The organism is Agromyces binzhouensis (assembly GCF_042672355.1).
GTDB lineage: Bacteria > Actinomycetota > Actinomycetes > Actinomycetales > Microbacteriaceae > Agromyces > Agromyces binzhouensis.
The window spans coordinates 742261-764089 of sequence record NZ_JBHXVJ010000001.1 but is presented as its reverse complement, the minus strand read 5'-3'; the positions used below and the strand labels follow the sequence as shown (position 1 = coordinate 764089).

23 protein-coding genes and 1 rRNA gene are annotated in these 21829 nt (G+C 71.4%); 11 read left to right on the top strand and 13 right to left on the bottom strand.

Features of this window, described 5'->3' with window-relative positions; translation table 11 throughout:
- From ACFVHK_RS03730 to ACFVHK_RS03705, 6 genes are all read right to left on the bottom strand, one after another.
- Positions 1–186: ribosomal RNA gene (locus tag ACFVHK_RS03730) — 16S ribosomal RNA — on the bottom strand; the annotation flags it as partial.
- A 621-nt stretch (positions 187–807) separates the two neighbouring features.
- Positions 808–1854: a c-type cytochrome biogenesis protein CcsB gene (gene ccsB / locus ACFVHK_RS03725; protein WP_376927663.1), complete on the bottom strand. Its 1047-nt coding sequence runs from the start codon at positions 1852–1854 to the stop codon at positions 808–810.
- A 51-nt stretch (positions 1855–1905) separates the two neighbouring features.
- Positions 1906–3648 (bottom strand): cytochrome c biogenesis protein ResB, encoded by a 1743-nt coding sequence (gene resB, locus ACFVHK_RS03720; RefSeq protein WP_376927662.1) that lies wholly within the window; start codon positions 3646–3648, stop codon positions 1906–1908.
- Between the two features lie 49 nt (positions 3649–3697).
- Positions 3698–4450, bottom strand: a complete 753-nt coding sequence (locus tag ACFVHK_RS03715; RefSeq protein ID WP_376927636.1) for a cytochrome c biogenesis CcdA family protein — start codon at positions 4448–4450, stop codon at positions 3698–3700.
- 15 nt (positions 4451–4465) lie between these two features.
- Positions 4466–5065, bottom strand: coding sequence for a TlpA family protein disulfide reductase (locus ACFVHK_RS03710; protein ID WP_376927635.1), 600 nt, complete (start codon positions 5063–5065; stop codon positions 4466–4468).
- Complete coding sequence (locus ACFVHK_RS03705; protein WP_129233673.1) at positions 5065–5709, bottom strand: histidine phosphatase family protein; 645 nt, start codon at positions 5707–5709, stop codon at positions 5065–5067. The genes ACFVHK_RS03710 and ACFVHK_RS03705 overlap by 1 nt, the downstream gene beginning before the upstream one ends.
- Positions 5710–5809: 100 nt before the next feature.
- On the opposite strand from ACFVHK_RS03705, the gene aspS reads away from it, so the two are divergent.
- Entirely contained in the window at positions 5810–7153 is a 1344-nt protein-coding gene (gene aspS, locus ACFVHK_RS03700; RefSeq protein ID WP_376927634.1) for an aspartate--tRNA(Asn) ligase, read from the top strand.
- Positions 7154–7258: 105 nt separating this feature from the next.
- Here aspS and ACFVHK_RS03695 read toward each other — a convergent pair whose 3' ends face one another.
- On the bottom strand, positions 7259–8176 hold the full coding sequence (locus ACFVHK_RS03695) for an endonuclease domain-containing protein (RefSeq protein WP_376927633.1): 918 nt from the start codon (positions 8174–8176) through the stop codon (positions 7259–7261).
- Positions 8177–8425: 249 nt separating this feature from the next.
- Here ACFVHK_RS03695 and ACFVHK_RS03690 point away from each other — a divergent pair, with 249 nt between their 5' ends.
- The gene (locus tag ACFVHK_RS03690) at positions 8426–9676 is read left to right on the top strand and encodes a cation:proton antiporter (protein WP_376927632.1); all 1251 of its coding nucleotides are present in this window, start codon (positions 8426–8428) and stop codon (positions 9674–9676) included.
- A 21-nt stretch (positions 9677–9697) separates the two neighbouring features.
- Here the strand turns inward: ACFVHK_RS03690 and ACFVHK_RS03685 are convergent, their stop codons facing one another.
- Together ACFVHK_RS03685 and ACFVHK_RS03680 are read right to left on the bottom strand one after the other, a co-directional pair.
- Positions 9698–9979, bottom strand: coding sequence for a glutaredoxin family protein (locus tag ACFVHK_RS03685; protein ID WP_376927631.1), 282 nt, complete (start codon positions 9977–9979; stop codon positions 9698–9700).
- Between the two features lie 120 nt (positions 9980–10099).
- Positions 10100–10198, bottom strand: coding sequence for a 30S ribosomal protein bS22 (locus ACFVHK_RS03680; RefSeq protein WP_003792170.1), 99 nt, complete (start codon positions 10196–10198; stop codon positions 10100–10102).
- Positions 10199–10336: 138 nt separating this feature from the next.
- Here ACFVHK_RS03680 and ACFVHK_RS03675 point away from each other — a divergent pair, with 138 nt between their 5' ends.
- Complete coding sequence (locus ACFVHK_RS03675) at positions 10337–10846, top strand: GNAT family N-acetyltransferase (protein ID WP_376927630.1); 510 nt, start codon at positions 10337–10339, stop codon at positions 10844–10846.
- 21 nt (positions 10847–10867) lie between these two features.
- Here the strand turns inward: ACFVHK_RS03675 and ACFVHK_RS03670 are convergent, their stop codons facing one another.
- Positions 10868–11308 carry an ArsR/SmtB family transcription factor gene (locus tag ACFVHK_RS03670; protein WP_129233669.1) on the bottom strand — a complete coding sequence of 147 codons (441 nt, stop codon included), beginning with the start codon at positions 11306–11308 and terminating at the stop codon, positions 10868–10870.
- Positions 11309–11378: 70 nt separating this feature from the next.
- On the opposite strand from ACFVHK_RS03670, the gene ACFVHK_RS03665 reads away from it, so the two are divergent.
- Together ACFVHK_RS03665 and ACFVHK_RS03660 are read left to right on the top strand one after the other, a co-directional pair.
- Positions 11379–12824: a TrkH family potassium uptake protein gene (locus ACFVHK_RS03665; protein ID WP_376927629.1), complete on the top strand. Its 1446-nt coding sequence runs from the start codon at positions 11379–11381 to the stop codon at positions 12822–12824.
- Positions 12817–13485, top strand: a complete 669-nt coding sequence (locus ACFVHK_RS03660) for a potassium channel family protein (protein ID WP_129233667.1) — start codon at positions 12817–12819, stop codon at positions 13483–13485. The genes ACFVHK_RS03665 and ACFVHK_RS03660 overlap by 8 nt, the downstream gene beginning before the upstream one ends.
- Before the next feature lie 55 nt (positions 13486–13540).
- Here the strand turns inward: ACFVHK_RS03660 and ACFVHK_RS03655 are convergent, their stop codons facing one another.
- Entirely contained in the window at positions 13541–13939 is a 399-nt protein-coding gene (locus ACFVHK_RS03655; RefSeq protein ID WP_376927628.1) for a hypothetical protein, read from the bottom strand.
- 124 nt (positions 13940–14063) lie between these two features.
- On the opposite strand from ACFVHK_RS03655, the gene ACFVHK_RS03650 reads away from it, so the two are divergent.
- From ACFVHK_RS03650 to rlmC, 3 genes are read left to right on the top strand one after another with little or no spacing between them, the layout of a single operon-like run.
- Positions 14064–15023: an ABC transporter ATP-binding protein gene (locus ACFVHK_RS03650; protein ID WP_376927627.1), complete on the top strand. Its 960-nt coding sequence runs from the start codon at positions 14064–14066 to the stop codon at positions 15021–15023.
- A gap of 5 nt (positions 15024–15028) precedes the next feature.
- A complete protein-coding gene (locus ACFVHK_RS03645; protein WP_376927626.1) occupies positions 15029–16651 on the top strand; it encodes an ABC transporter permease in 1623 nt (540 codons plus the stop codon).
- A 36-nt stretch (positions 16652–16687) separates the two neighbouring features.
- Positions 16688–17824, top strand: a complete 1137-nt coding sequence (gene rlmC / locus ACFVHK_RS03640; protein ID WP_376927625.1) for a 23S rRNA (uracil(747)-C(5))-methyltransferase RlmC — start codon at positions 16688–16690, stop codon at positions 17822–17824.
- 7 nt (positions 17825–17831) lie between these two features.
- On the opposite strand, the gene proC is transcribed toward rlmC, so the two are convergent.
- On the bottom strand, positions 17832–18680 hold the full coding sequence (gene proC, locus ACFVHK_RS03635; protein WP_376927624.1) for a pyrroline-5-carboxylate reductase: 849 nt from the start codon (positions 18678–18680) through the stop codon (positions 17832–17834).
- A gap of 23 nt (positions 18681–18703) precedes the next feature.
- Here proC and ACFVHK_RS03630 point away from each other — a divergent pair, with 23 nt between their 5' ends.
- Both ACFVHK_RS03630 and ACFVHK_RS03625 read left to right on the top strand, forming a co-directional pair.
- Positions 18704–19666: a cation diffusion facilitator family transporter gene (locus ACFVHK_RS03630; protein ID WP_376927623.1), complete on the top strand. Its 963-nt coding sequence runs from the start codon at positions 18704–18706 to the stop codon at positions 19664–19666.
- Positions 19663–20412, top strand: a complete 750-nt coding sequence (locus ACFVHK_RS03625) for a glutamine amidotransferase-related protein (RefSeq protein ID WP_376927622.1) — start codon at positions 19663–19665, stop codon at positions 20410–20412. Before ACFVHK_RS03630 ends, ACFVHK_RS03625 begins: the two co-directional genes overlap by 4 nt.
- A gap of 1 nt (position 20413) precedes the next feature.
- Here ACFVHK_RS03625 and tadA read toward each other — a convergent pair whose 3' ends face one another.
- A complete protein-coding gene (gene tadA, locus ACFVHK_RS03620) occupies positions 20414–20896 on the bottom strand; it encodes a tRNA adenosine(34) deaminase TadA (RefSeq protein ID WP_376927621.1) in 483 nt (160 codons plus the stop codon).
- A gap of 49 nt (positions 20897–20945) precedes the next feature.
- Between tadA and upp the strand changes: the two genes are divergently transcribed.
- Positions 20946–21578, top strand: a complete 633-nt coding sequence (upp, locus tag ACFVHK_RS03615) for a uracil phosphoribosyltransferase (RefSeq protein ID WP_376927620.1) — start codon at positions 20946–20948, stop codon at positions 21576–21578.
- Positions 21579–21829: the final 251 nt, after the last annotated feature.

Sequence of the window (21829 nt, the reverse complement as noted above, 5' to 3'; positions counted from 1 at the left end):
CAAGGTCCTATCCGGTATTAGCTCCGATTTCTCGGGGTTATCCCAGAGTCCAGGGCAGGTTACTCACGTGTTACTCACCCGTTCGCCACTAATCCCCAGGTGCAAGCACCCGGTTCATCGTTCGACTTGCATGTGTTAAGCACGCCGCCAGCGTTCGTCCTGAGCCAGGATCAAACTCTCCAAAAAAAATGGTTCAACCAACCCCAAAAAGGAGAAGGTCAAGTTCAATCACTGACAGAGAAACAACTGACTTGAAAAAATCAAATTGTCCATCAATCAAAGGAAACCCATCCCCCACCAAAACGGCAGAAGAAACGGGGTTCAAATAAATTGGCATTGAACATAGTGCACGCTGTTGAGTTCTCAAGGAACGGACGCACCCGACCCACCAACCCGAAACCGAGCCAGCACCACCGAGGCAACTTCCCTACAGTACCACCACCGACTTCACGAACGCTGAGTGTTCGGGACTCGACTCGAGGCCGAGCAGGTGGTGGGTGATACGTCTCCCAGGCTTGAAGCAACCGAGTCGCACGAGGCGCCTACGAGGCTGTTTGGCTGGGATTCGCTGCCCGGCCCCGTGAGCTTCTCGCTCCCGGCTGCCGTGGCAACGAAGAAGAATCTACGTGCCGCCGAACCGTCGGGCAAATCGGGCTTGCATCCCGGGCGTGTCGCGATCGGAGGCCGGGCGCGAGGCCCTGCAGGGCAGCATCCGATCGGCTGATCCCGCCCACCCCGGAACGAGCCGAGGGCTCCCGCAGCCGAAGCCGGCGGGAGCCCTCGAAGACGGAGCGACGGGTCTGCGGATCACAGCCCGGAGTACGCGTGGAGCCCCTTGAAGAACAGGTTCACGACGGTGAAGTTGAACAGCACCGCAGAGAAGCCGATGATCGCGAGCCACGCCGAGCGCGAGCCACGCCATCCGCGGGTCGCGCGCGCGTGGATGTATCCGGCGTAGACCACCCAGATGATGAAGGTCCACACCTCCTTGGTGTCCCAGCCCCAGTACCGGCCCCACGCCTTCTCGGCCCAGATGGCGCCGGCCATGAGCGTGAACGTCCAGAGGATGAAGCCGACGATGTTGACGCGATACGCGAGGTTCTCGAGCGCCGTCGAATCGGGCAGGGTCGCCAGGAACGACTTCTTCACGGAGTCGGCGGTCGCGACGATCGCCTCGCGGCGCGACTGCATGAGCTGCACGACCGAGAGCGCGAACCCGAGCGCGAAGAATCCCACGGCCGACGTGGCGACGAACACGTGGATCACGAGCCAGACCGACTGCAGCGCGGGCGGCAGCGGCACGACGCTCACGTAGAAGTTCACGGTCGCGACGCCGAGCAGCACCAGCACGAGACCGGTCACGAACGTGCCGAGGAATCGCAGGTCGGTCTTGGCGATGAGGAGCACCGCGAGGAAGACCGTCGTGATGACGAGCGTGCCGGTGAGCGCGAACTCGTACATGTTCGCCCACGGCACGCGGCTCGCGGCGACGCCGCGGAGCACGGTCGCGGCCAGGTGCAGCGCCCAGGCGATGACCGTCATCGCGACCGCGACCCGGAGCGACGGCGAACGGCCGTAGTCGACGGATGGCGCGGCGGGCGCCCCGGCACCGCGGCGGCCGGCCGCCCTGCCTGCGCGCGGCTTCGACGAGGCGGTCCCGCCGGCGGAGCCGGCGGTCGCGGCGGGAGCGGACGCGGCGGAGCCCTGCAGCACGCGCTCGCGCTCGGACGCCCCGCCGGCGACGGTGTTCTCCGCGATGCGCGCGGCCGCGGCATCCGTCGCCTGCGCCGACGCGGCGGACCGGCGGGCCAGGTCGATCGCGTACGCGATGAACGCGATCGCGTACACGGCCATCGCCGAGTACACCGCGATGATGGAGATCTCGTCGAGCGTCACTGTTCCACCTTACGTCGAAGGATTCTCGGGTCCGGATGCGGCGTCGGGCCCCGACGAGACCGGCCCCGCGTGGCGGTCGGCGAACTCCTCGACGGCCCGCTCGAGCCCCGGGTCGTCGCCGCGCGCGAGGCCCGCGTACTCGAGCACGACACGCCCGTCGGGCCGCGTGACGGCCTTGACCCACACGCGCCGACGCGGCACGAAGAGCGAGAGCAGCAGCCCGCCGAGGATCAGCAGCGCGAACACGAGCACCCACAGCTGCGAGGGGTCGTGGTGCACGTCGAACGAGGCGAACCGCGGCACGCTCTGGGAGTAGTCGTCGCTCGCGGCATCCGGCGACGCCGACTCGAACTCGACCGTGCCGAGCCCGTTCGGCAGTTCGGTCGACTCCCCCGGCATCAGCTCGACCGAGTCGACGCCCGTCTGCCCGCCGGTGAGCTGCTCCATGCCGCTCGTGTCGAGCTGGTACACCGAGCGGGGCGTGCCGTCGTCGATGCCGAGGTCGCCCGAGTACACGTTGAGCGTGAGCACCGGGTAGACGAGGTCGGGGTAGGTGGAGGTGTACGCGCCGGTCGAGAGCACGTCCTGCGTCGGGTAGAAGAAGCCGACGAGGCCGATCTGCTCGGACAGGCCGTCCGGCACCTTGACGACGCCGATCGAGGTGAGGTTCGCCGTCTGCGGCAGGAACGGCACCGAATCGGTGAAGACGACCTCGCCCTCCGGGTCGCGCACCGTGATCGTCGGCGCGTAGCCGTTCCCGAGCAGGTACACGTCGGTGCCGTACTCGTACAGCGGCTCGTTCACCTTCACGTCGCGCTCGGTCGCCCCGTCCGGTCCGTCGATCGTGACGTGCGCCGTGAAGTCGATCGGCTGGCCGAGGGCGTCGGTGTTCTCGGTCTCGTAGACCGCGTCGAGCTCGTCGAGCGTCAGCCGATACGGCGTGAGCCGGCCGTCGTCGAAGAACCGCCCCGGGTTGAACGAGTCGTACGCCGCGAGCGTGTTCACGAACGACTGGCCCTCGACGATCACCCGCTGGCCCGAGAAGCCGAACCCGCCGCCGATCGCGACGGTGACCAGCACGCCGACGAGGGCCGTGTGGAAGACGAGGTTGCCGGTCTCCCTGAGGTAGCCGCGCTCCGCCGAGACCGACGGGGCGCCGCGCTGGTCGTAGCGCTCGACGCGGTAGCCCGCCTTCCTGAGGTCGGCGGACGCCGACGCGATCGCGGCCTCAGCGCCGCCGCCGGCCGGCCCGGCCCCGGCGAGCTCGCGCTCGGTGTACGCCGACAGCCGGGACAGCCGCGCCGGGGTCTTCGGCGGACGGGCGCGCAGCGCCTCGAGGTGGTGCTTCGTCCGCGGGATGATGCACCCGATGAGCGACACGAACAGCAGCAGGTAGATCGACGAGAACCACACCGAGGTGTACACGTCGAACATCTGGAACGAGTCGAGCACCGGTGCGAGGTCGGGGTTGTCGGCGAAGTACTGCACGACGCCGTTCGGATCGCTCGAACGCTGCGGGACGAGCGATCCCGGCACCGCGGCGATCGCGAGCAGCAGCAGGAGCAGCAGCGCCGTGCGCATGCTCGTGAGCTGGCGCCACGCGAAGCGCAGCCACTCGACGGGCCCGAGCCGGGGTGCGGTGACGGATGCCCCGGGGCCGACCGAACCCGCGGCGGCCGTGCCGTCGGGCCCGTCGGGCGCGCCCGCACCCGCCGAACCGGCGGTGCCGTCGTCGTAGTCGGCCGGGCGCATCGGGTCGACGCCCGTGTCGCGCGCGGACGCGGCATCCGCTCGCTCAGCCTCAGATCGCCGGGACGAAACCACTGATCACCGCCTGCAGGTCGTACATCCAGATGGTCCAGAGGCCCGACACCATCAGCAGGCCGATGAGGATGAGCAGCGCGCCGCCGATGAGGTTCACGGCACGGATGTGCCGGCGCACGAACGCGAGCGCGCTCGCCGCCCAGCCGAAGCCGAGCGCGACCAGCACGAACGGGATGCCGAGGCCGATGCAGTACGCGAGGCCCAGCAGGGCGCCGCGCCCCGCGGAGGCCGAGTCGGCGCTCAGCGCGAGCACGACCGCGAGGGTCGGGCCGATGCAGGGCGTCCAGCCGAGGCCGAACACGATGCCGAGCAGCGGCGCCCCCGCCAGACCCGTCGCCGGCCGCCACGACGGCTTGACCGTGCGCTGCAGGAACGTGAACTGGCCGATGAAGACGAGCCCCATCAGGATCAGCACGACGCCGAGCACGCGGATGATCAGGTCGGACCAGCGGGCGAGCCAGGCCCCGAGCACGCCGAACGCGGTCGTGAAGACGAGGAAGACGAGCGTGAAGCCCGCGATGAAGAGCAGCACGCCGAGCAGCAGCCGGCGACGCGCGCGGCGGGCCTCGTCGGCCTCGGCGCTCGCATCGGCGAACCCGCCCAGGTAGCCGAGGTACCCCGGCACGAGCGGCAGCACGCACGGCGAAAGGAACGACACGAGCCCCGCGGCGAGCGCGATCGGGAGTGCGGCGAGCAGCTGCCCGCTGAAGACGATCTCGCCGAGGTCCATGCCCGCCGCCGCCCGCTACGCCTGCTCGGCGATGACGTCGCGCACGATCGTCTCGAGGATCGACGCGTCCTTCAGCTGGCCGAGGATGCGCGCGGCGACCCGGCCCTCGGCGTCGAGCACGAGGGTCGTGGGGACGGCCGCGGGCGGCACGTCGCCCGCGAAGGCGTACTGCACGGCGCCGTCGTTCGCGTCGACGATCGACGGGTAGGTGATGCCGAATCCCTCCTCGAAGGATGCCGCGGTCGCCGCCTGGTCGCGGACGTTCACGCCGACGAACGCCGCCCCGTTCCCGTCGAACTCCTCGAAGACCTCCTGCAGCAGGGGCGCCTCGGCACGGCACGGCGCGCAGCCCGCGTACCAGAAGTTGACGACGACGACCTCGCCCGCGAGGTCGTCCGAGCCGAGCGCGTCGCCCTCGATCGTGGTCCCCGAGAACTCGACCGGCTCGCCGCGCTGCTCGGCCGGGAACTCGGCGATCGTGCCGTCGCCGGCGATGTAGCCCTTGCCGCTGCCCTCGCGGTACTGCTCGGCGAGCGGGTCGCTCGAGCAGCCGGCCAAGGCGACGACGGATGCCACGGCGAGCGCGGCGACCGCCGCGAACCTGCGTGCGCGCATCACACCGCCCCCACGTCGGTGGCCTGCGACTGGAGCCCGGCTGCCGGGTCGCGGTAGCCGACCTCGACGAAGCGGGCGCCGCGGCGCTCGAACGTGGTGATGCTCGAGAGCGCGCAGCGACGGCGACGCGGGTCGTGCGCGAGCGAGCGCCCGGCGACGCGGCGGTGCACCATCCAGATCGGCAGCTGGTGGCTCACCATCACGACATCGCCGTCGTCGACGGAGTCGGCGGCATCCGCCATCGCCTCGATCATGCGGTCGGCGATCGCCCGGAACGGCTCGCCCCAGCTCGGCTCCCACGGGTTCACCAGGAAGGCCCAGTTGCGGACGTCGCGGAGCGCGGAGTCGCGCCCCGACATGCGCTTGCCCTCGAACCGGTTGGTCGGCTCGATGATGCGATCGTCGATCGTCGGCTCGAGGCGGAACGCCTTCGCGATCGGCTCGGCCGACTGCTGCGTGCGCTGCAGCGGGGAGGAGACGAGCGCGGCGACCGGCCGCTTGCGCGTCACCAGGTCGACTGCGGCGGACTCCGCCATCGCGCGGCCGAGGTCGCTCAACCCGAATCCGGGGAGTCGGCCGTAGAGCACGCCCTGCGGGTTGAAGACCTCGCCGTGGCGCACGAGATGGATCTGCTCGGCCGGCACGCCCTCCAGTCTACGAAGCGGTTCCCTCGGAATCCGCCGTGCGCCCCGGGGCTCGCACGCGGGCCGGGGGCCGAATCCCCGGCCGGTAGGATGGGCGCTCGTGAACACGCGCACCCTCGTCAAGCAGCTCGCCGCCCGTCCCGACGGCCCCGTCACCGTCGCCGGCTGGGTCGAGACGGTCCGCGACCAGAAGAAGGTGCAGTTCATCATCCTGCGCGACGAGTCGGGGGCGGTGCAGCTCGTGAACCCCGCCGTGCGCGAGCTCGACCCCGAGGGCGTCAGCGTCGGCGCGGCCGAGGCGTTCGCGCTCACCGAGCAGATCTCGGCGCTCGGCCACGGCACCTTCATCACCGTCACCGGGCAGCTCAAGCACGACGAGCGCGTCAAGCTCGGCGGGCTCGAGGTGAAGCTCGAGACGCTCGAGGTCGTCACCGAGGCCGAGGAGACGCCGATCGCGGCCGACTCCAGCCTGGACAAGCGCATGGACTGGCGCTTCCTCGACCTCCGCCACCCGAAGCAGAACCTCATCTTCCGCGTGCAGACGACCTTCCTGCACGCCCTCCGCGCCTACTGGGTCGAGCGCGACTGGGTCGAGATCCAGACCCCGAAGCTCATGGCCTCGGCATCCGAGTCGCGCGCCGAGCTGTTCGAGCTCGGCTACTTCGAGGGCAAGGCCTACCTCGCGCAGAGCCCGCAGTTCTTCAAGCAGATGGCCCAGCCCGCCGGGCTCGGCCGCGTCTTCGAGGTGGGCCCCGCGTTCCGCGCCGACCCGTCGTTCACGTCGCGCCACGCGACCGAGTTCACCTCGATCGACGCCGAGATGAGCTGGATCGACTCGCACGAGGACGTCATGGCCATGCACGAGGAACTCCTCGTCGCGGGCTTCACGGCCGTCGTCGCCAAGCACGCCGACGAGATCCGCGAACTCTTCGGCGTCGAGGTCACGGTGCCGGCCACGCCGTTCCCGCGCATCCCGCTCGCGGAGGCCAAGGAGATCGTCGCGTCGCGCGGCTACGTCGTGCCCCGCGCCGACGCCGACATGGACCCCGAGGGCGAGCGCCAGATCTCGGCGTACGTCAAGGAGACCTACGGCCACGACTTCGTGTTCCTCACCGACTACGCCTCGAGCATCCGGCCGTTCTACCACATGCGCCGCGAGGGCGACCCGGGCATCACGAACTCGTACGACCTCATCTACAACGGCGTCGAGATCTCGACGGGCGCGCAGCGCGAGCACCGTATCGACATCCTCGTCGAGCAGGCGAAGGAGAAGGGCCTCGACCCCGAGGAGCTCGGGTTCTACCTCGACTTCTTCCGCTATGGCGTGCCGCCGCACGGCGGATTCGGCATGGGCCTCGCGCGCCTGCTGATGCTCATGCTCGACGAGCACTCGATCCGCGAGACGACGTACCTCTTCCGCGGCCCGACGCGCCTGCTCCCCTAGCCGGCCCGGCCCGACGCGCCGGCCACCGGCCCGCCCGCTGAGATGACGCGAACGGTCGTCCGGCGTCGCCCGAGTCGCGATTCGCGTCATCTCAGCGGGCGGGCGTCAGCGCGACGGGACCCAGCCGGCGGCGACGAGCGCCGCACGGACGCGGTCGATGCGGTCGACCCGCCGCCGGCCGCGGTGGGCCGCGTTGAACCGGATGACGCGCCATCCCGCATGGGCGAGGTCGTCGAGCCGGTCGACGTCCCGGGAGTACTGCGCACGGTCCTTCCGGTGGTGCTCGCCGTCGTACTCGACGAGCACGCGCCAGCGCGCGTAGACGAGGTCCCCGATGGCGATCTGCCGCCCCGACGCGTCGTGGATCGGCACGTTGACGTCGGGCTCGGGAAGTCCGGCGTCGACGAGGTCGAGTCGGAGCAGGGTCTCCGCGGGCGAATCGGTGCGGGGTCTCACGCGCGAGATCGCCCGCGCGAGGCGGCGGTGCCCGCGGCGGCCGGCCGTGCGCGCCACGGCACGGTGCAGGCCGTCGAGCGTCGCGCACGGTTGCCGCCGACGGACCAGAGCGTCGCCGATGACGACGAGCTCGCGCTCGGTCAGCTCGCCGGCCAGCTGGCACCACGCGTCGATCGCGGAGACCGCCCGAACCCCGTGGATCGTGCCGACGCGCACCAGTTCCGGGCGGACCCGATGCCCGCGGACACCGCGTGCACGTGGCAGGCCGTGGGGCTCCACGGCGACGACGTCGATCGTGCCGTCGGGCCGCCGACCCGCGACGGGGAGTCCGTGGAGGGCGCCGGCCGTGCGGTGGCTGAACGCCTCGCACGGCCGCATGCGCTCGGCGTAGGCGCGGCAGACGGCGAGCAGGTCGAGGTCGACGGATGCCGGAAGCCGCACGCCGTGGAACGGCCGGGTCAGGTCGGAGCCCCTGAGCCGACCCGCTCCGACCCCGGCGCGGCGCGCACGCGCGACCGAGAACGCCGTCCCGGCGAGCTCCTCCGGCAGTCCCGTGCGCGTGCCCACCCCGCAACCCTCGTCCTCGCGGCCCGTGACGCACGACCGTTCCGCCCCAGCCGGGCGCTCCCCGCGATGCCCGACCCTGTCGAGGACGGGTCGTCTCCGGCAAGCCCTCCGCGAGATGACGCGAACGGCGCTGAACGGCCGCCGGGAGCGCAGTTCGCGTCATCTCGGTGGGCGGGGCGGGCGGGGCGGGCGGGGCGGATGCGGCAGGGCTGGTGACAGGCGAGCGAGGTGTTCGGCAGACTCGGGCCTGTGGATGCCCTGCTGCTGTCGTTCGCGCTCGTGCTGCTCGCCGCGATCCTGATCTCCGGGATCGCGCACCGCACGGTGCTCTCGACGACGGTGCTGTTCCTCGTCGCCGGGTTCGTCCTGGGCAGCGGGATGCTCGACGTCATCGTGCTCGAGCCGACCGACCCGACGGTGACGACCGTCTCGTCGCTGGCACTGTTCGTGGTGCTCTTCACCGACGGGCAGGAAGTCGCGCTGCAGCAGCTGCGCGCCGCGTGGCGACTGCCCGGCCGGGCGCTGCTGCTCGGCATGCCGATCACGTTCGTCATCACGACCCTGCTCGGCGTGTGGCTGCTCGGCTTCGGCTGGCTCGAGGCGGCCCTCGTCGCGGCGGTGCTGGCGCCCACCGACCCGGTGTTCGCGTCGGCGATCGTCGGTCGCGCCGAGATCCCGCACCGCGTGCGTCACCTGCTCGGCGTCGAGTCGGGCCTCAACGACGGCCTCGCGCTGCCCGTCGTGCTCATCCTCATCGCGACCGTCGGCGGGCCGGAGGTGGAGCCGCTCGTGCTCGCCGAGGAGCTTGCGCTCGGCATCGCGGTGGGCATCGCGGTCCCGCTCGTCGTCGCGTGGCTGGTGCGACGCAGGGTGTTCTCGCGCACCCCGCTGTACGCGTCGCTCACGCCCGTCGCGGTCGCGCTCGTCGTGCTCGGCATCTGCACCGTCACCCACGCGAACCTCTACCTCGCCGCCTACGCGGCCGGCATGACCATCGCGACCGCCGCACCCGAGATGCGCGACGCGTTCGCCGAGTTCGGCGGGCAGTTCTCCGAGCTCATGAAGCTCCTCGCGATCCTCATGTTCGGTGCGCTCATCTCCCCCGAACTGCTCGCCTCCGTGCCGTGGACGGCCTACCTGTTCGGCGTGCTGCTGATGGTGCTCGCCCGCCCGGCCGCGGTCGAGCTCTCGCTCATCGGCAGCGGCCTGCCGTGGGAGGAACGCGCGACGGCGGCCTGGTTCGGCCCCAAGGGCTTCGCCTCCGTGCTGTACGGGCTGCTCGTCCTGCAGAGCGGTGCGCCGGAGGCGGACTTCATGTTCCACGTCGTCGTGGTCGCGATCGTGCTCTCGATCGTCGCGCACTCCTCGACCGACGTGCCGATCGCGGGCTGGTTCGCACGCCGCGAGGCGGCCGACCGGGCGGCGCGGGCGACGTGGCTCGACACCCCGGAGGTCGGTCGGCGCGGCGGCATCCGCCCACCCGACGCGTCGGACGACTGACGCGACCGCCCGCGGCGGGACTCAGCCGCGCGCCAGGAGCGCGGTCTTCAGGCGGACGGGGTCGATGCGCCAGTAGCCGTGCACCTCGCCGTCGATGAGCAGGACGGGGATCTCCTCGGCGTACCGTGCGCGGAGCGCCTCGTCGTCGATGATCGAGCGTTCCTCGAGCGTGGTCCGCGGCGACCCCGGCGTTGCGGCGAGCTCCTCACGGACGCAGGCGACGACCTCGCGTGCGTCGTCGCAGAGGTGGCATCCGGGCTTGCCGATGAGGGTGAGGCGGATGTCGCGGAGCGTCGGGTTCACCCCGTCAGGATACGTCGCGCACCCGGACCCTCCCCGCCGCGCTGGGAGGTGCGGATCCTGCCGCGGGCAGCGAAAAGCGCCAGGCCGAAGGCCCGGCGCCCTGCCGTGGTCGCTGAGCGACTACTTCTTGTTGCGACGCTGGTGGCGCGTCTTGCGAAGCAGCTTGCGGTGCTTCTTCTTCGCCATGCGCTTGCGACGCTTCTTGATGACGGAACCCACGAAAACCTCACAAAGATCGGGTCGGCCGCGCGTGCCGCAGCCGTGGGCGGAAACGCCCCGCGGTAGTCTAGCCCATTCGACCGAGAGGCGCCGTCCGGATCGTTCGGGCCGCCCCGCGGCATCCGCTAGGTTCGGGTGATGGCCCGACCCGAACTCGTCATCCGGACCACCCGCGAGGACGACTGGCGGGAGGTCCGCGACCTCCGTCTCGAGATGCTGCGCGACACGCCGATCGCCTTCGGCGATCGGTACGAGCGGGCGATCGAGTTCGACGAGTCCGAGTGGCGCACGCGCGCGAAGCGCGGCGAGTCGGCCACGCAGACCGTGATCGTCGCGATCGAGGACGACCGCTGGGTCGGCACCATGGGCTGCTTCGTGCCGGATGCCGCGACCGGCCCGCTGCTCGTCGGCGTCTACGTCACGCCCGACCGGCGGGGCGGGGGCTCGGGGGTGACCGACGCGCTGCTCGACGAGATCGAGCGGTGGGCGGCCGGCCGCGCCGACACGCTCCGCCTCGAGGTGCATGAGGACAACCCGCGGGCGCGCCGCTACTACGAGCGTCGCGGCTTCTCCTACACCGGTCACAGCCGGGAGTACGAGCTCGAGCCCGGCGGCCTCGAGCTCGAGATGGTGAAGCGCCTGCGCTGAACCTGCGGGAGCGCGTCGCGACTACCGCCGGCGCTTCGCGCCGACGACTGCCGTGACCTGGCGAGCGGTGTCGGCGAAGGCCTTCCCGATGGCCGAGGCGAAGGCCCGCTGGTCGTCGTTCAGGGACTCCTCGGCGCCGGCATCGGCGCCCGCCAGCGTGGCCGCGTCGGCCGCGGCATCCGTCGTCACGAAGGGGATCAACCAGTCCTCGAGCCGCTCCAGCGGTGCCCGGTCGAGGTGGTAGTAGCGGTGCTGGCCCTCCTCGCGCACCCCGACGAGGCCGGACTCGCGGAGGACCTTCAGGTGCTTCGACACCGTCGGCTGGCTCACGCCGAGCGCCGTGACGATTTCGCCGACGCTGATCTCGCCGCCCGACTCGGGCTGGGAGGTCTCCCGGTCGAGGAGCACGCCGAGGATGTCGCGCCGGGTCGGATCCGCCACCACGTCGAAGATGTCCGCCATGGTGCAAGGGTAGCCAGTCGCGCCGGAGCCGGGGAGTACCATGACTCTCGCGTCGAGCGGAGGAGGGCGGATGACCTCGAACACCGTGGGTCGTCGGGGCCCCGCCCGACGCTCATGGCTCGGCGGGGTGCGCGACGCGTTCGACGTGCTCGTGAAGAGCTCGCCGTCGCGATTCGCCATCCTCGTCTTCGCCACGCTGATCCTGATCACGACGGCACTGCTCTCGCTGCCGCTCGCGCGTGCCGGGTCCGGCACCGGCGGCACGCCGCTGTACGACGCCTTCTTCACCGCCGTCTCGACGATCTGCGTGACGGGGCTCACGACGGTCGACATGGCCACGCACTGGTCCCCGTTCGGCAACACGATCATCTTCATCGGCATGAACGTCGGCGGCATGGGCGTCCTCACGCTCGCGTCGATCCTGGGCCTCGTGGTCTCGCGTCGGCTCGGGCTGCGCGCCAAGCTGATGGCCGCGAGCGACACCAACCCATCGAGGGTGCACGCGGGTCCGGTCTCCGAGCGGCAGGCGGTCCGCCTCGGCGAGGTCGGCGGACTGCTCGTGACGGTCGCCGTCAGCACCCTCGCGATCGAAGCCGTGGTCATGATCGGCATGATGCCGAGCGTGCTCGCCAAGGGCTACGACTTCGGCCTGAGCCTCTGGTACTCGGCCTACTACGCGGTCAGCGCCTTCACGAACACGGGCTTCAACCCGAACCCGCTCGGCCCGGTCGAGTTCTTCGACGACTACTGGTTCCAGTCGCTGATGATGCTCGCCGTGTTCCTCGGCAGCCTCGGGTTCCCGGTGATCTTCGCCCTGCTGCGCACGTGGAAGAGCCCACGCCGATGGGGCGTCCACGTCAAGCTCACCCTGACCACCACGATCGCGCTGTGGGTCTCGGGCGCGATCGCGTTCCTCGTGCTCGAGTACAACAACCCGAAGACGTACGGCGGCCTCAGCTTCGTGAAGACCTTCTACGAGGCGTTCTTCATGTCGACGATGACCCGGTCGGGAGGCTTCTCCACGATCGAGATGGCCGACCTCTACGGCTCGAGCCTGCTCGTGACCGACATGCTCATGTTCGTCGGCGGCGGTTCGGCCTCGACGGCGGGCGGCATCAAGGTGACCACGCTCGCGGTCCTGTTCCTCGCGGCGTACGCGGAGGCGCGCGGTGCTCCCGCGATGGAGGCGTTCGGGCGGCGCATCCCCCGCGACATCCTGCGACTCGCGGTCAGCGTCGTGCTCTGGGGCGCGACCATCGTGGCCGTCTCGACCGTGATCATCACCCAGATCACGAAGTCGGCCCTCGACTTCGTGCTGTTCGACGTGATCTCGGCGTTCGCCACCTGCGGGCTCTCGACGGGGCTCACCGAGTCGTTGCCACCCGAGGGGAAGTACGTGATGGCTGCGACCATGTTCATGGGACGCGTGGGCACGGTCACCCTCGCTGCGGCCCTCGCGGCCGCGCAGAAGCGCCAGCTGTTCAGACGACCGGAAGAGAGGCCCATCGTTGGTTGATCGCATCAAGCACGACGCCCCAGTGCTCGTCATCGGACTCGGTCGGTTCGGAGCGGCCACCGCCGGCCAGCTCGACCGCCTCGGCCGCGAGGTGCTCGCCGTCGACGAAGACGAGGGTCTCGTGCAGAAGTGGGCCGAGCGCGTCACGCACGCCGTCGTCGCCGACGCGAAGTCGCTCGACGCGCTGAAGCAGATCGGCGCGCAGGAGTTCTCGATCGCGGTGTGCGCCGTCGGCTCGTCCGTGGAGGCCTCGGTGCTCATCACGGCGAACCTCGTCGACCTCAAGATCCCGCAGATCTGGGCGAAGGCGATCTCGACGTCGCACGGCAAGATCCTGGAGCGCATCGGGGCGAACCACGTCATCTACCCCGAGCGCGAGGCCGGCGAGCGGACGGCGCACCTGGTGTCGGGCCGCATGCTCGACTTCATCGAGTTCGACGACGACTTCGCCCTCGTGAAGATGTACCCGCCGAAGCCGATCCGGGGGAAGAACCTCACCGACTCGGGCGTACGCTCCCGCCACAACGTGACCGTGGTCGGCGTGAAGAGCCCCGGCAAGCCGTTCACCTACGCGACCGAGAAGACGGTGGTGTCCAACCACGACCTCATCATCGTGTCGGGCACCGAGGGCGACATCGAGAAGTTCGCGGCGCTCGAATAGCGGATGCCGCGGCGCGGGCGACCGGGCGGCGGATTCGCCTCCGGCTCGTCTCGCCTCAGCCGACGACGCCGGCGACCGTCGATGCGACGGTGGCCACGATGCCGATCCCGACGAGGATCACCGCGATGATGCCGAGCACGCGCGGCAGGTGCGACGTGGCCTCGAACCGCAGCCGGTCGGGGCTGCGACGGCGCACCCAGGCCAGCGGCTCGCCGTCCTCCGAGTCGGGCTTCGGCTCCTCCCCCGGTTCCACGGGTCGCTCGTGGAACTCCCCGTCGGCGAACCAGCGCACCACGGTGCCGTCGTCGCGCTCCACGATCGCGACCTCGATCGCATCCCATGCCCCGTCGGCCATACGCGCGAACGCGAAGGCGAGGAGCAGGACGCCGCCTGCCGCCAGCGCGACCCACGCGATCACCTCTCCGACGAGGGCGATGACGTCGAGCGGCTCCATGGCGCTGAGCGTACCCGCGATGCGAGGCGCCGGAGGACACCGTCGCGAGCCGTCCGGGACGCGTCGTCGCACGGCATCGCGCGCCGCTGGTGGCGCGCCGTCGCACGCGCGTACCATCGCGGCCATGGCCACCGTCATCAGCATCCGCGGTCTCGAGAAGCGCTTCGGTCGCACCATCGCCCTCGACGGGCTCGACCTGGAGGTCGCGTCGGGCGAGATCCACGGCTTCCTCGGGCCGAACGGCGCGGGCAAGTCGACCACGATCCGCATCCTGCTGGGCCTCGCGCGGGCGAGCGGCGGCGAGGCGCGGCTCTTCGACCGCGATCCGTGGCGGGATGCCGGCGACCTGCACCGACGCGTCGCGTACGTGCCCGGCGACGTGAGCCTCTGGCCCAACCTGTCCGGCGGCGAGGCGATCGACCTCCTCTCGCGGCTGCGCGGCGGAACCGCCGACCGGGCGGCCTACGCCGAGCGGAAGGCGCGGCTCGTCGAGGCGTTCCAGCTCGACCCGCGGAAGAAGGGCCGGGCCTACTCGAAGGGCAACCGCCAGAAGGTCGCGCTCGTCGCCGCGTTCGCGACCCCCGCCGAGCTGTACATCCTCGACGAGCCGACGAGCGGACTCGACCCGCTCATGGAGCAGGTCTTCAACCGCGAGATCGCCCGCGTCGCGGCGGACGGCGCGACCGTGCTGCTGTCGAGCCACATCCTCTCCGAGGTCGAGGCCCTCTGCGATCGCGTGAGCATCATCCGAGCCGGGCGTCGGGTGGAGACGGGCACGCTCGCCGAGCTGCGACACCTGACCCGTTCCTCGGTCGCCTTCGCGCACGTGCCCGGCCAGGAGTCGGCCGTCGAGTCGCTCGAGGGCGCGCACGACATCGTGGTGAGCGCGGGGCGCGTGCAGTTCACGGCCGACAGCGATCGCGTCGCGGCGCTGCTGCCCGAACTCGGGCGGCTCGGGGTCCAGGGGCTCACGGTCGCCCCGCCCTCCCTCGAGGAGCTCTTCCTGCGCCACTACGGCGATGATCCGGCGATGGCGGATGCCGCCCACTCGGCACCGACGGCCGGCGCCGGGTCCTCGAGGTGAGCCCGGTGGGCCTGCTGCTCCCGCTCGTCGCGCAGCGCGCGCGTCGCGACCGGTTCCAGCTGGTGCTGTGGATCCTCGGCACGGCCGGGCTCGCGTTCATGGCGACCTCCGCGGTCGGCAGCACGTTCGGCGACGAGGCCGAGCGCGAGTCCATCCTGCGCCTGACGATCGTCGCGCCGGCGATCCTGATCTTCCGCGGCACGCCGAACGGCGCGGGCGAGGGCGAGTTCGCGGTGTTCCTCATCCTCGCCTTCCTCGCCCTCATGGCCGGGTTGATGAGCACGTTCCTCGCGGTGCGGCAAACCCGCGGCGACGAGGAGCAGAGCCGTGCCGAGCTCGTCGCCGCGACCCCGGCGGCGCGCACCCTCCCCACCGTGGCCACCGTCGTCCACGGCGTCCTGGCGAACCTGCTCCTCGCGATCGCCGTCGCCCTCGCGTTCCTGGCGAGCGGGCTGGATGCCGGCGGCTCGGCGGTCGCCGGCCTCGCGGTCGGCGCGACGGGCGTCGCCTTCCTCGCGATCGGGCTCGTCGCGGCGCAGCTGTTCCGCACGTCGCGGAGTGCGAACGCCCTGTCGGTCGCGCTCGTGCTGGCCGCCTACCTCCTCCGCGGTCTCGGCGACGCGCTCGGCGAGTCGTCCGACGACGGGCTGGTCCGCACCCCGGCGTGGCCGAGCCGGCTCTCGCCGATCGGGTGGGCGCAGCGCACCGAGCCGTTCGATGCGAACGACCTCGCGCCGCTGCTGCTCTCGGTCGGACTGGCCGTGGTGCTCATCGGACTGGTCTTCGTGTTCCAGTCCGCGCGCGACAGCGGGGCCAGCCTCCTGCCTGGGCGTGCCGGGCGCGCCACGGCCGGACCGCTGCTGCGCGGCCACGTGGGGCTCGCGTGGCGCCTGAACGTCGGCGCCATCGCCTCGTGGGCCGTCGGCGCCGTGCTCGCGGGTGCGCTCGCGACGACGCTCACGCCGCTCGTGGACCGGATCGGCACGGATGCGCCGGCGATCGCGGAGACGCTCCGGCAGGTCGCCGGCCCGAGCGCGTCGCTCGAGGAGGCGTTCACGGTCACGTTCTTCTCCATGGTGGGAATCCTCGCGGCCGCGGCCGCGCTGCAGGCCGTCATGCGCGCGCGCCTCGAGGAGGCCCACGGCTCCGCGGAGCCGGTGCTCGCGGCGCCCGTGCCGCGCCGCGCCTGGCTCGGCGGGTACACGCTCGTCGGGGCGCTGGCGATCCTCCTGGTCCTCGTGCTCGCGGCGGTCGGTGCGCTGCTCGGCTCGCTCGCGGCGGACGACCCCGCCGCGTCGGCGGAGAACGCGCTGAAGTCGGCCCTCGCCCAGGCGCCCGCCGCGCTCGTCTTCCTCGGCCTGGGCCTGCTCGTCTTCGTCCTGGCGCCGAGGCTGACCATCCCCGTGGGATGGGCGCTGCTCGCCGCCGGCGCGTTCTTCGGCATCTTCGGCGAGATCCTCGGCCTGCCCGACTGGCTGCACGACCTGTCGCCGTTCGCCCACGCGCCGCTGCCCGTCGGCGGCGAGGTCGACTGGACGGGCGGCTTCTGGATGCTGGGCGTCTCGGCTGCGGCGATCGCCGTGGCGGTGGTCGCGATGGGACGGCGCGAGCTCACGACCGACGGCTGAGCCGCCCGCCCCGCGGCATCCGCGTAGCCTTGACGGGTGGACTGCGCCTACTTCGACGCGGGGCGATGCCGGTCGTGCTCGCTCATGGGGCGCCCGTACCCGGTGCAGCTCGCCGACAAGCAGGCGCACGCCGAGGAACTCCTCGCCCCGTTCGACGTGCCGGCCTGGCTGCCGCCGGTCGCGAGCGGCGAGCGCGACTACCGCAACAAGGCCAAGATGGTCGTCGGCGGAACCGTGGACGCGCCGACGATCGGCATCCTCGACGCCGACGGCCACGGCGTCGACCTGCGGGCGTGCGGCATCTGCTCCCCCGGTCACCGGGCGGCGTTCCCGGTGCTCGCCCGGTTCATCTCGCTCGCCCGGATCACCCCGTACGACGTGAGCGCCCGTCGCGGCGAACTGAAACACCTCATCGTGACGGAGTCGCCGGACGGCGAGCTCATGGTGCGGTTCGTGCTCCGCTCGACCGAGCCGCTCGGACGCATGCGCAAGCACCTGCCCGCCCTCTTGGCCGAGCTGCCGCAGGCGCGCGTCGTCACCGCCAACCTCCTGCCCGACCACAAGGCCGTGCTCGAGGGCCCCGACGAGGTCGTGCTCACCGAGTCCGACACGCTGCCCATGCGCCTCAACGACGTGACGATGCACCTGCGGCCGCAGAGCTTCTTCCAGACGAACACCGCGATCGCCGAAGCGCTCTACTCCGAGGCGCGCGACTGGATCCGCGACCTCGCGCCCGAGGACGCCTGGGACCTCTACTCGGGCGTCGGCGGCTTCGCGCTGCACCTCGCCGGCGGCGACACCGCCGTCACCGGCATCGAGACGAGCGTCGAGGCGGTCGCGAGCGCCGAGCTGAGCCGGACGGATGCCGCGCTCTCGCGCGTGCGCTTCGCCGCGGGCGATGCGACCGAGTTCGCGCTGGCCGCGCCATCCGCCCCCGACCTCGTCGTCGTGAACCCGCCGCGGCGCGGGATCGGCGCCGAGCTCGCGGGCTGGCTCGAGCGGTCGGACGCCGCGCACGTGCTCTACTCGTCATGCAACGTCGCCTCGCTCGCGAGGGACCTCGCGGCGATGCCGTCGCTGCGCCCCGTGAAGGCGCGCGTGTTCGACATGTTCCCGCAGACGACGCACTTCGAGGTGATGGTGCTCCTCGAGCGGGTCTCACCGGCCGGGTAGGACCCGGTCAGGCTCCGGCCGCGAGCTCCCGCGCGCGGGCGAGCGCGGCGTCGGTCGCGCGACCGAAGAGCCCGGCGAGGTCGGCCTCCTCGAGCACCGCGATCGCGCGCTCGGTCGTGCCCTTCGGGCTCGTGACGCGTCGGCGCAGCTCGGCCGGCCCGTCGACGGATGCCCCGAGCAGCTCGCTCGCGCCCCGGAAGGTGCCCTGCACCATCACGGCCGCCTGCTCGGGCGTGAAGCCCTTCGCGATCGCCGCCCGTTCGAGCGCCTCGATCAGCAGGAAGACGTACGCCGGGCCGGACCCGGAGATCGTCGAGAGCGCATCGAGCTGCGACTCGGGGACGACGAGCACGTCGCCGACCGTCTCGAACAGCGACACGACGAGCGCGAGGTCGTCCTCCGACGAGCGCGTGCCCGCCGAGACGCCCGTGACGGCCCGGCCGACGACCGCGGGGGTGTTGGGCATCGTGCGCACCACGGAGACGTGCTCGGGCAGGTGCGCCTCGAACGTCTCGACCGTGACACCCGCGGCGACGCTCACGACGATCGTGCCGGGCTCGAGCGCATCGGCGATCTCGTCGAGCAGGTCTGGCACCATCGCGGGCTTCACGGCGACCACGACGAGCTTCGCGCCGGCGACCGCGCGGCGGTTCGCCGCGGCATCCGCCTCGGTCGCGTAGGCCGTCACGCGCGGCTCGTCGGCGAACTCGGCGGCGCGCGATGCCGAGCGGTTCGTGGCTCGGATCCCGTCGACGGCGACGTGCGGCTGGAGCAGTCCGGCGAGGACCGCTCGAGCCATCGACCCCGCTCCGAGGAAGGCGATCGCGGGCAGGTCAACGGGTTGCGAGGGGGCCATGGCAGCCATCCTAGGATTGGCGCATGAGCGCATCCGGCGGCACGAAGGCGATCCTGGCGGCATTCCTCGCGAACACGGGCATCGCCGTGACGAAGTTCATCGCGTGGTTCTTCTCCGGGTCGGCGTCGATGCTCGCGGAGGCGGTCCACTCGGTGGCGGACGCCGGCAACCAGCTGCTGCTCTTCGTCGGCGGTCGTCAGGCCAAGCGCGAGGCCGATCGCGAGCACCCGTTCGGGTACGGCCGCGAGCGCTACGTGTACGCGTTCGTCGTGTCGATCATCCTGTTCTCGGTCGGCGGCGTGTTCTCGATCTACGAGGGCATCGACAAGCTCACGCACCCGCACGAGCTCGAGGTGCCATGGCTGCCCATCCTCGTGCTCGTCATCGCGATCGTGCTCGAGTCGCTCTCCCTGCGCACCGCCGTGAAGGAGTCGAACCGGATCCGCGGCAAGCAGAACTGGGTCCAGTTCGTCCGTCGCGCGAAGGCGCCCGAGCTGCCCGTGGTGCTCCTCGAGGACGTCGCCGCCCTGACCGGCCTGTTCTTCGCGCTCCTGGGTGTCGGCCTCACCGTGATCACGGGCGACTCGATCTTCGACGCGATCGGCACGCTCATGATCGGCACGCTGCTCATCGTCGTGGCGATCATCCTCGGCATCGAGACGAAGAGCCTGCTCGTGGGCGAGGGGGCGAACGAGGCCGACGTGGCGAAGATCCGGGAGGCGATCCTCGCAGGGCCCGAGGCCGAGCGGATCATCCACATGAAGACCCTCTACCTCGGCCCCGACGAGCTGCTCGTCGCCGCGAAGCTCGGCTTCCACGGCGGCGAGACCCTGGCCGAGGTGTCGACCGCGATCAACGTCATCGAGCAGCGCATCCGGCGCGCGGTGCCGTCGGCGCGCGTGATCTACGTCGAACCCGACATCTACGTCGATCCGAACCTCACCGCGCCGCCCACCGACGCGATCGTCATCAAGGGCCTCGAATGACGGATGCCGCCGGCACGGCCGGCCGCCCCGTCGCCCTGGTGCTCCGCCACGACTCCGCGATCGGACTGGGCAACCTCGGGCCGACCCTCGAGGCGCACGGCTACGAGGTGCGGTTCCTCGACGCGCCGAACGAGGACGTCACCGCGGTCGACCCGCTGGCACCCGACCTGATCGTGGTGCTCGGCGGCGACGAGGGCGTCTACCAGGCCGACGAGTACCCCTACCTCGCCGACGAGATCGAGCTCCTCCGCCGCCGCATCGCCGCCGAGGCGCCCGTGTTCGGCGTGTGCCTCGGCGCGCAGCTGCTCGCAGCGGCGCTCGGCGCCGACGTGTACCGCGGCCCGCGCAAGGAGGTCGGCTGGCTCGGCGTCGAGCTCACCGACGCGGGCGAGGACTCGCCCGTGCGGCACGCGGCCGGCGTGCGGTTCGTCCAGTGGCACGGCGACACGTTCGACCTGCCCGAGGCCGTCGAGCGGCTCGCGGGGTCGCCCCAGTACGCCAACCAGGCGTTCCGCCGCGGCGACTGGCTCCTCGCGGTGCAGTTCCATCCCGAGGTCGATCGCGAGATCCACGAGGACTGGCTGGCCGCCTGGGGCGACGAGCTGCCGGAGTACGGGCTCTCGGTCGACGGCATGCGCGAGCTGCAGGCCTCGTGCGGACCCACCGCCGGGGCGGCATCCGCGGCGATCCTCGGCGAGTTCGTCGAGGGCCTCGCGCGACGCGGCGAGCTGCCCCGCGCGAGCTGATTCAGCCCGCGCCGGTCGGGCGGCGCAGCGGGTCCTCGAAGAAGTCGCGCAGCAGGCGCGCTGCGGCATCCGCCTCGATGCCCGCGTAGACCTCGACCCGGTGGTTCAGCCGTCGATCGCGCAGCACGTCGTAGACCGAGCCGGCGGCGCCGGCCTTCTCGTCCCAGGCGCCGAACACGACCGTCGGCAGGCGTGCGGCGAGGATCGCGCCCGCGCACATCACGCACGGCTCGAGCGTGACGACGAGCGTGCAGTCGGTGAGGTGGCGGTCGCCCGTGACGCGGGCGGCCTCGCGGATCGCGAGGAGCTCGGCGTGCGCCGTCGGGTCCTCGTGGAGCTCGCGTTCGTTGCGCCCGGTCGCGATGACCGCGCCGTCGCGGACCACGACGGCACCGACGGGCACGTCGCCCGTGACGAGGGCGGCGGATGCCTCGGCGAGGGCGAGCCGCATCCATCCGACGTGCTCAGGGCGCTGCACCGGCATCCGTTCGCCCCTTCTCATCGGCGGAACCCCCGCAACTAGACTCGAGCCTATGCGAGTCCACGTTGCCGACCACCCGCTCGTCACCCACAAGCTCACGGTGCTGCGCGACCAGGACACGCCGTCGCCGATCTTCCGTTCGCTCGTCGAGGAGCTGATGACGCTCCTCGCCTACGAGGGCACGCGCGAGGTGCGCGTCGAACCGCTCGACATCGTGACGCCGGTCGCCCCGACGACGGGCGTGCGCATCGCCGACCCGAAGCCGCTCATCGTGCCGATCCTCCGCGCGGGGCTCGGCATGCTCGAGGGCATGGTCAAGCTGCTGCCGTCGGCCGAGGTCGGGTTCCTGGGCATGGCTCGCAACGAGGAGACCCTGGAGCCGACCACGTACGCGGAGCGCCTGCCCGACGACCTCTCGGGTCGGCAGTGCTTCGTGCTCGACCCCATGCTCGCCACCGGCGGCTCCCTGATCGCGGCGATCGACTTCCTGCTCGCGCGCGGGGCGACGGATGTCACGGCGATCTGCATCCTCGCCGCGCCCGAGGGCCTGCAGGCCGTCGAGGAGGCGATGGCGGGACGAGACGTGACGGTCGTGCTCGGCGCGGTCGACGAACGGCTCAACGAGCACGGCTACATCGTGCCGGGCCTCGGTGACGCGGGCGACCGCCTGTACGGCACCGTCTGACCTCGTCCGCGGCTCGCGCGTCACGGCGCGGCACTGGCCGACATTTCGTGTTACGAACCCCTCACCTCGCAGGATCTTCGCTGTGAGACACGCCGACGCGGAAGCGATCTGGCAAGATTCGAGGAAATCGCGCCTCATCGAAGGATCTTCTGCGAGCGACCGCGGCGTCGTCTGTCCTCCTCTCTCGCGGTCGCCCCTCGCGCACCGCGTGCGACGTCACACACGGTCACCGGAGGGTCACGGTTTGACAC

Bases quoted from the DNA above. Each gene is read 5' to 3' on its own strand.
- ccsB (WP_376927663.1), bottom strand. From the start codon at position 1,854: ATGGCCGTGTACGCGATCGCGTTCATCGCGTACGCGATCGACCTGGCC.
- resB (WP_376927662.1), bottom strand. From the start codon at position 3,648: ATGCGCCCGGCCGACTACGACGACGGCACCGCCGGTTCGGCGGGTGCG.
- ACFVHK_RS03715 (WP_376927636.1), bottom strand. From the start codon at position 4,450: ATGGACCTCGGCGAGATCGTCTTCAGCGGGCAGCTGCTCGCCGCACTC.
- ACFVHK_RS03710 (WP_376927635.1), bottom strand. From the start codon at position 5,065: ATGCGCGCACGCAGGTTCGCGGCGGTCGCCGCGCTCGCCGTGGCATCC.
- ACFVHK_RS03675 (WP_376927630.1), top strand. From the start codon at position 10,337: ATGGCCCGACCCGAACTCGTCATCCGGACCACCCGCGAGGACGACTGG.
- ACFVHK_RS03670 (WP_129233669.1), bottom strand. From the start codon at position 11,308: ATGGCGGACATCTTCGACGTGGTGGCGGATCCGACCCGGCGCGACATC.
- ACFVHK_RS03665 (WP_376927629.1), top strand. From the start codon at position 11,379: ATGACCTCGAACACCGTGGGTCGTCGGGGCCCCGCCCGACGCTCATGG.
- ACFVHK_RS03655 (WP_376927628.1), bottom strand. From the start codon at position 13,939: ATGGAGCCGCTCGACGTCATCGCCCTCGTCGGAGAGGTGATCGCGTGG.
- ACFVHK_RS03650 (WP_376927627.1), top strand. From the start codon at position 14,064: ATGGCCACCGTCATCAGCATCCGCGGTCTCGAGAAGCGCTTCGGTCGC.
- proC (WP_376927624.1), bottom strand. From the start codon at position 18,680: ATGGCCCCCTCGCAACCCGTTGACCTGCCCGCGATCGCCTTCCTCGGA.
- ACFVHK_RS03630 (WP_376927623.1), top strand. From the start codon at position 18,704: ATGAGCGCATCCGGCGGCACGAAGGCGATCCTGGCGGCATTCCTCGCG.
- ACFVHK_RS03625 (WP_376927622.1), top strand. From the start codon at position 19,663: ATGACGGATGCCGCCGGCACGGCCGGCCGCCCCGTCGCCCTGGTGCTC.
- tadA (WP_376927621.1), bottom strand. From the start codon at position 20,896: ATGCCGGTGCAGCGCCCTGAGCACGTCGGATGGATGCGGCTCGCCCTC.
- upp (WP_376927620.1), top strand. From the start codon at position 20,946: ATGCGAGTCCACGTTGCCGACCACCCGCTCGTCACCCACAAGCTCACG.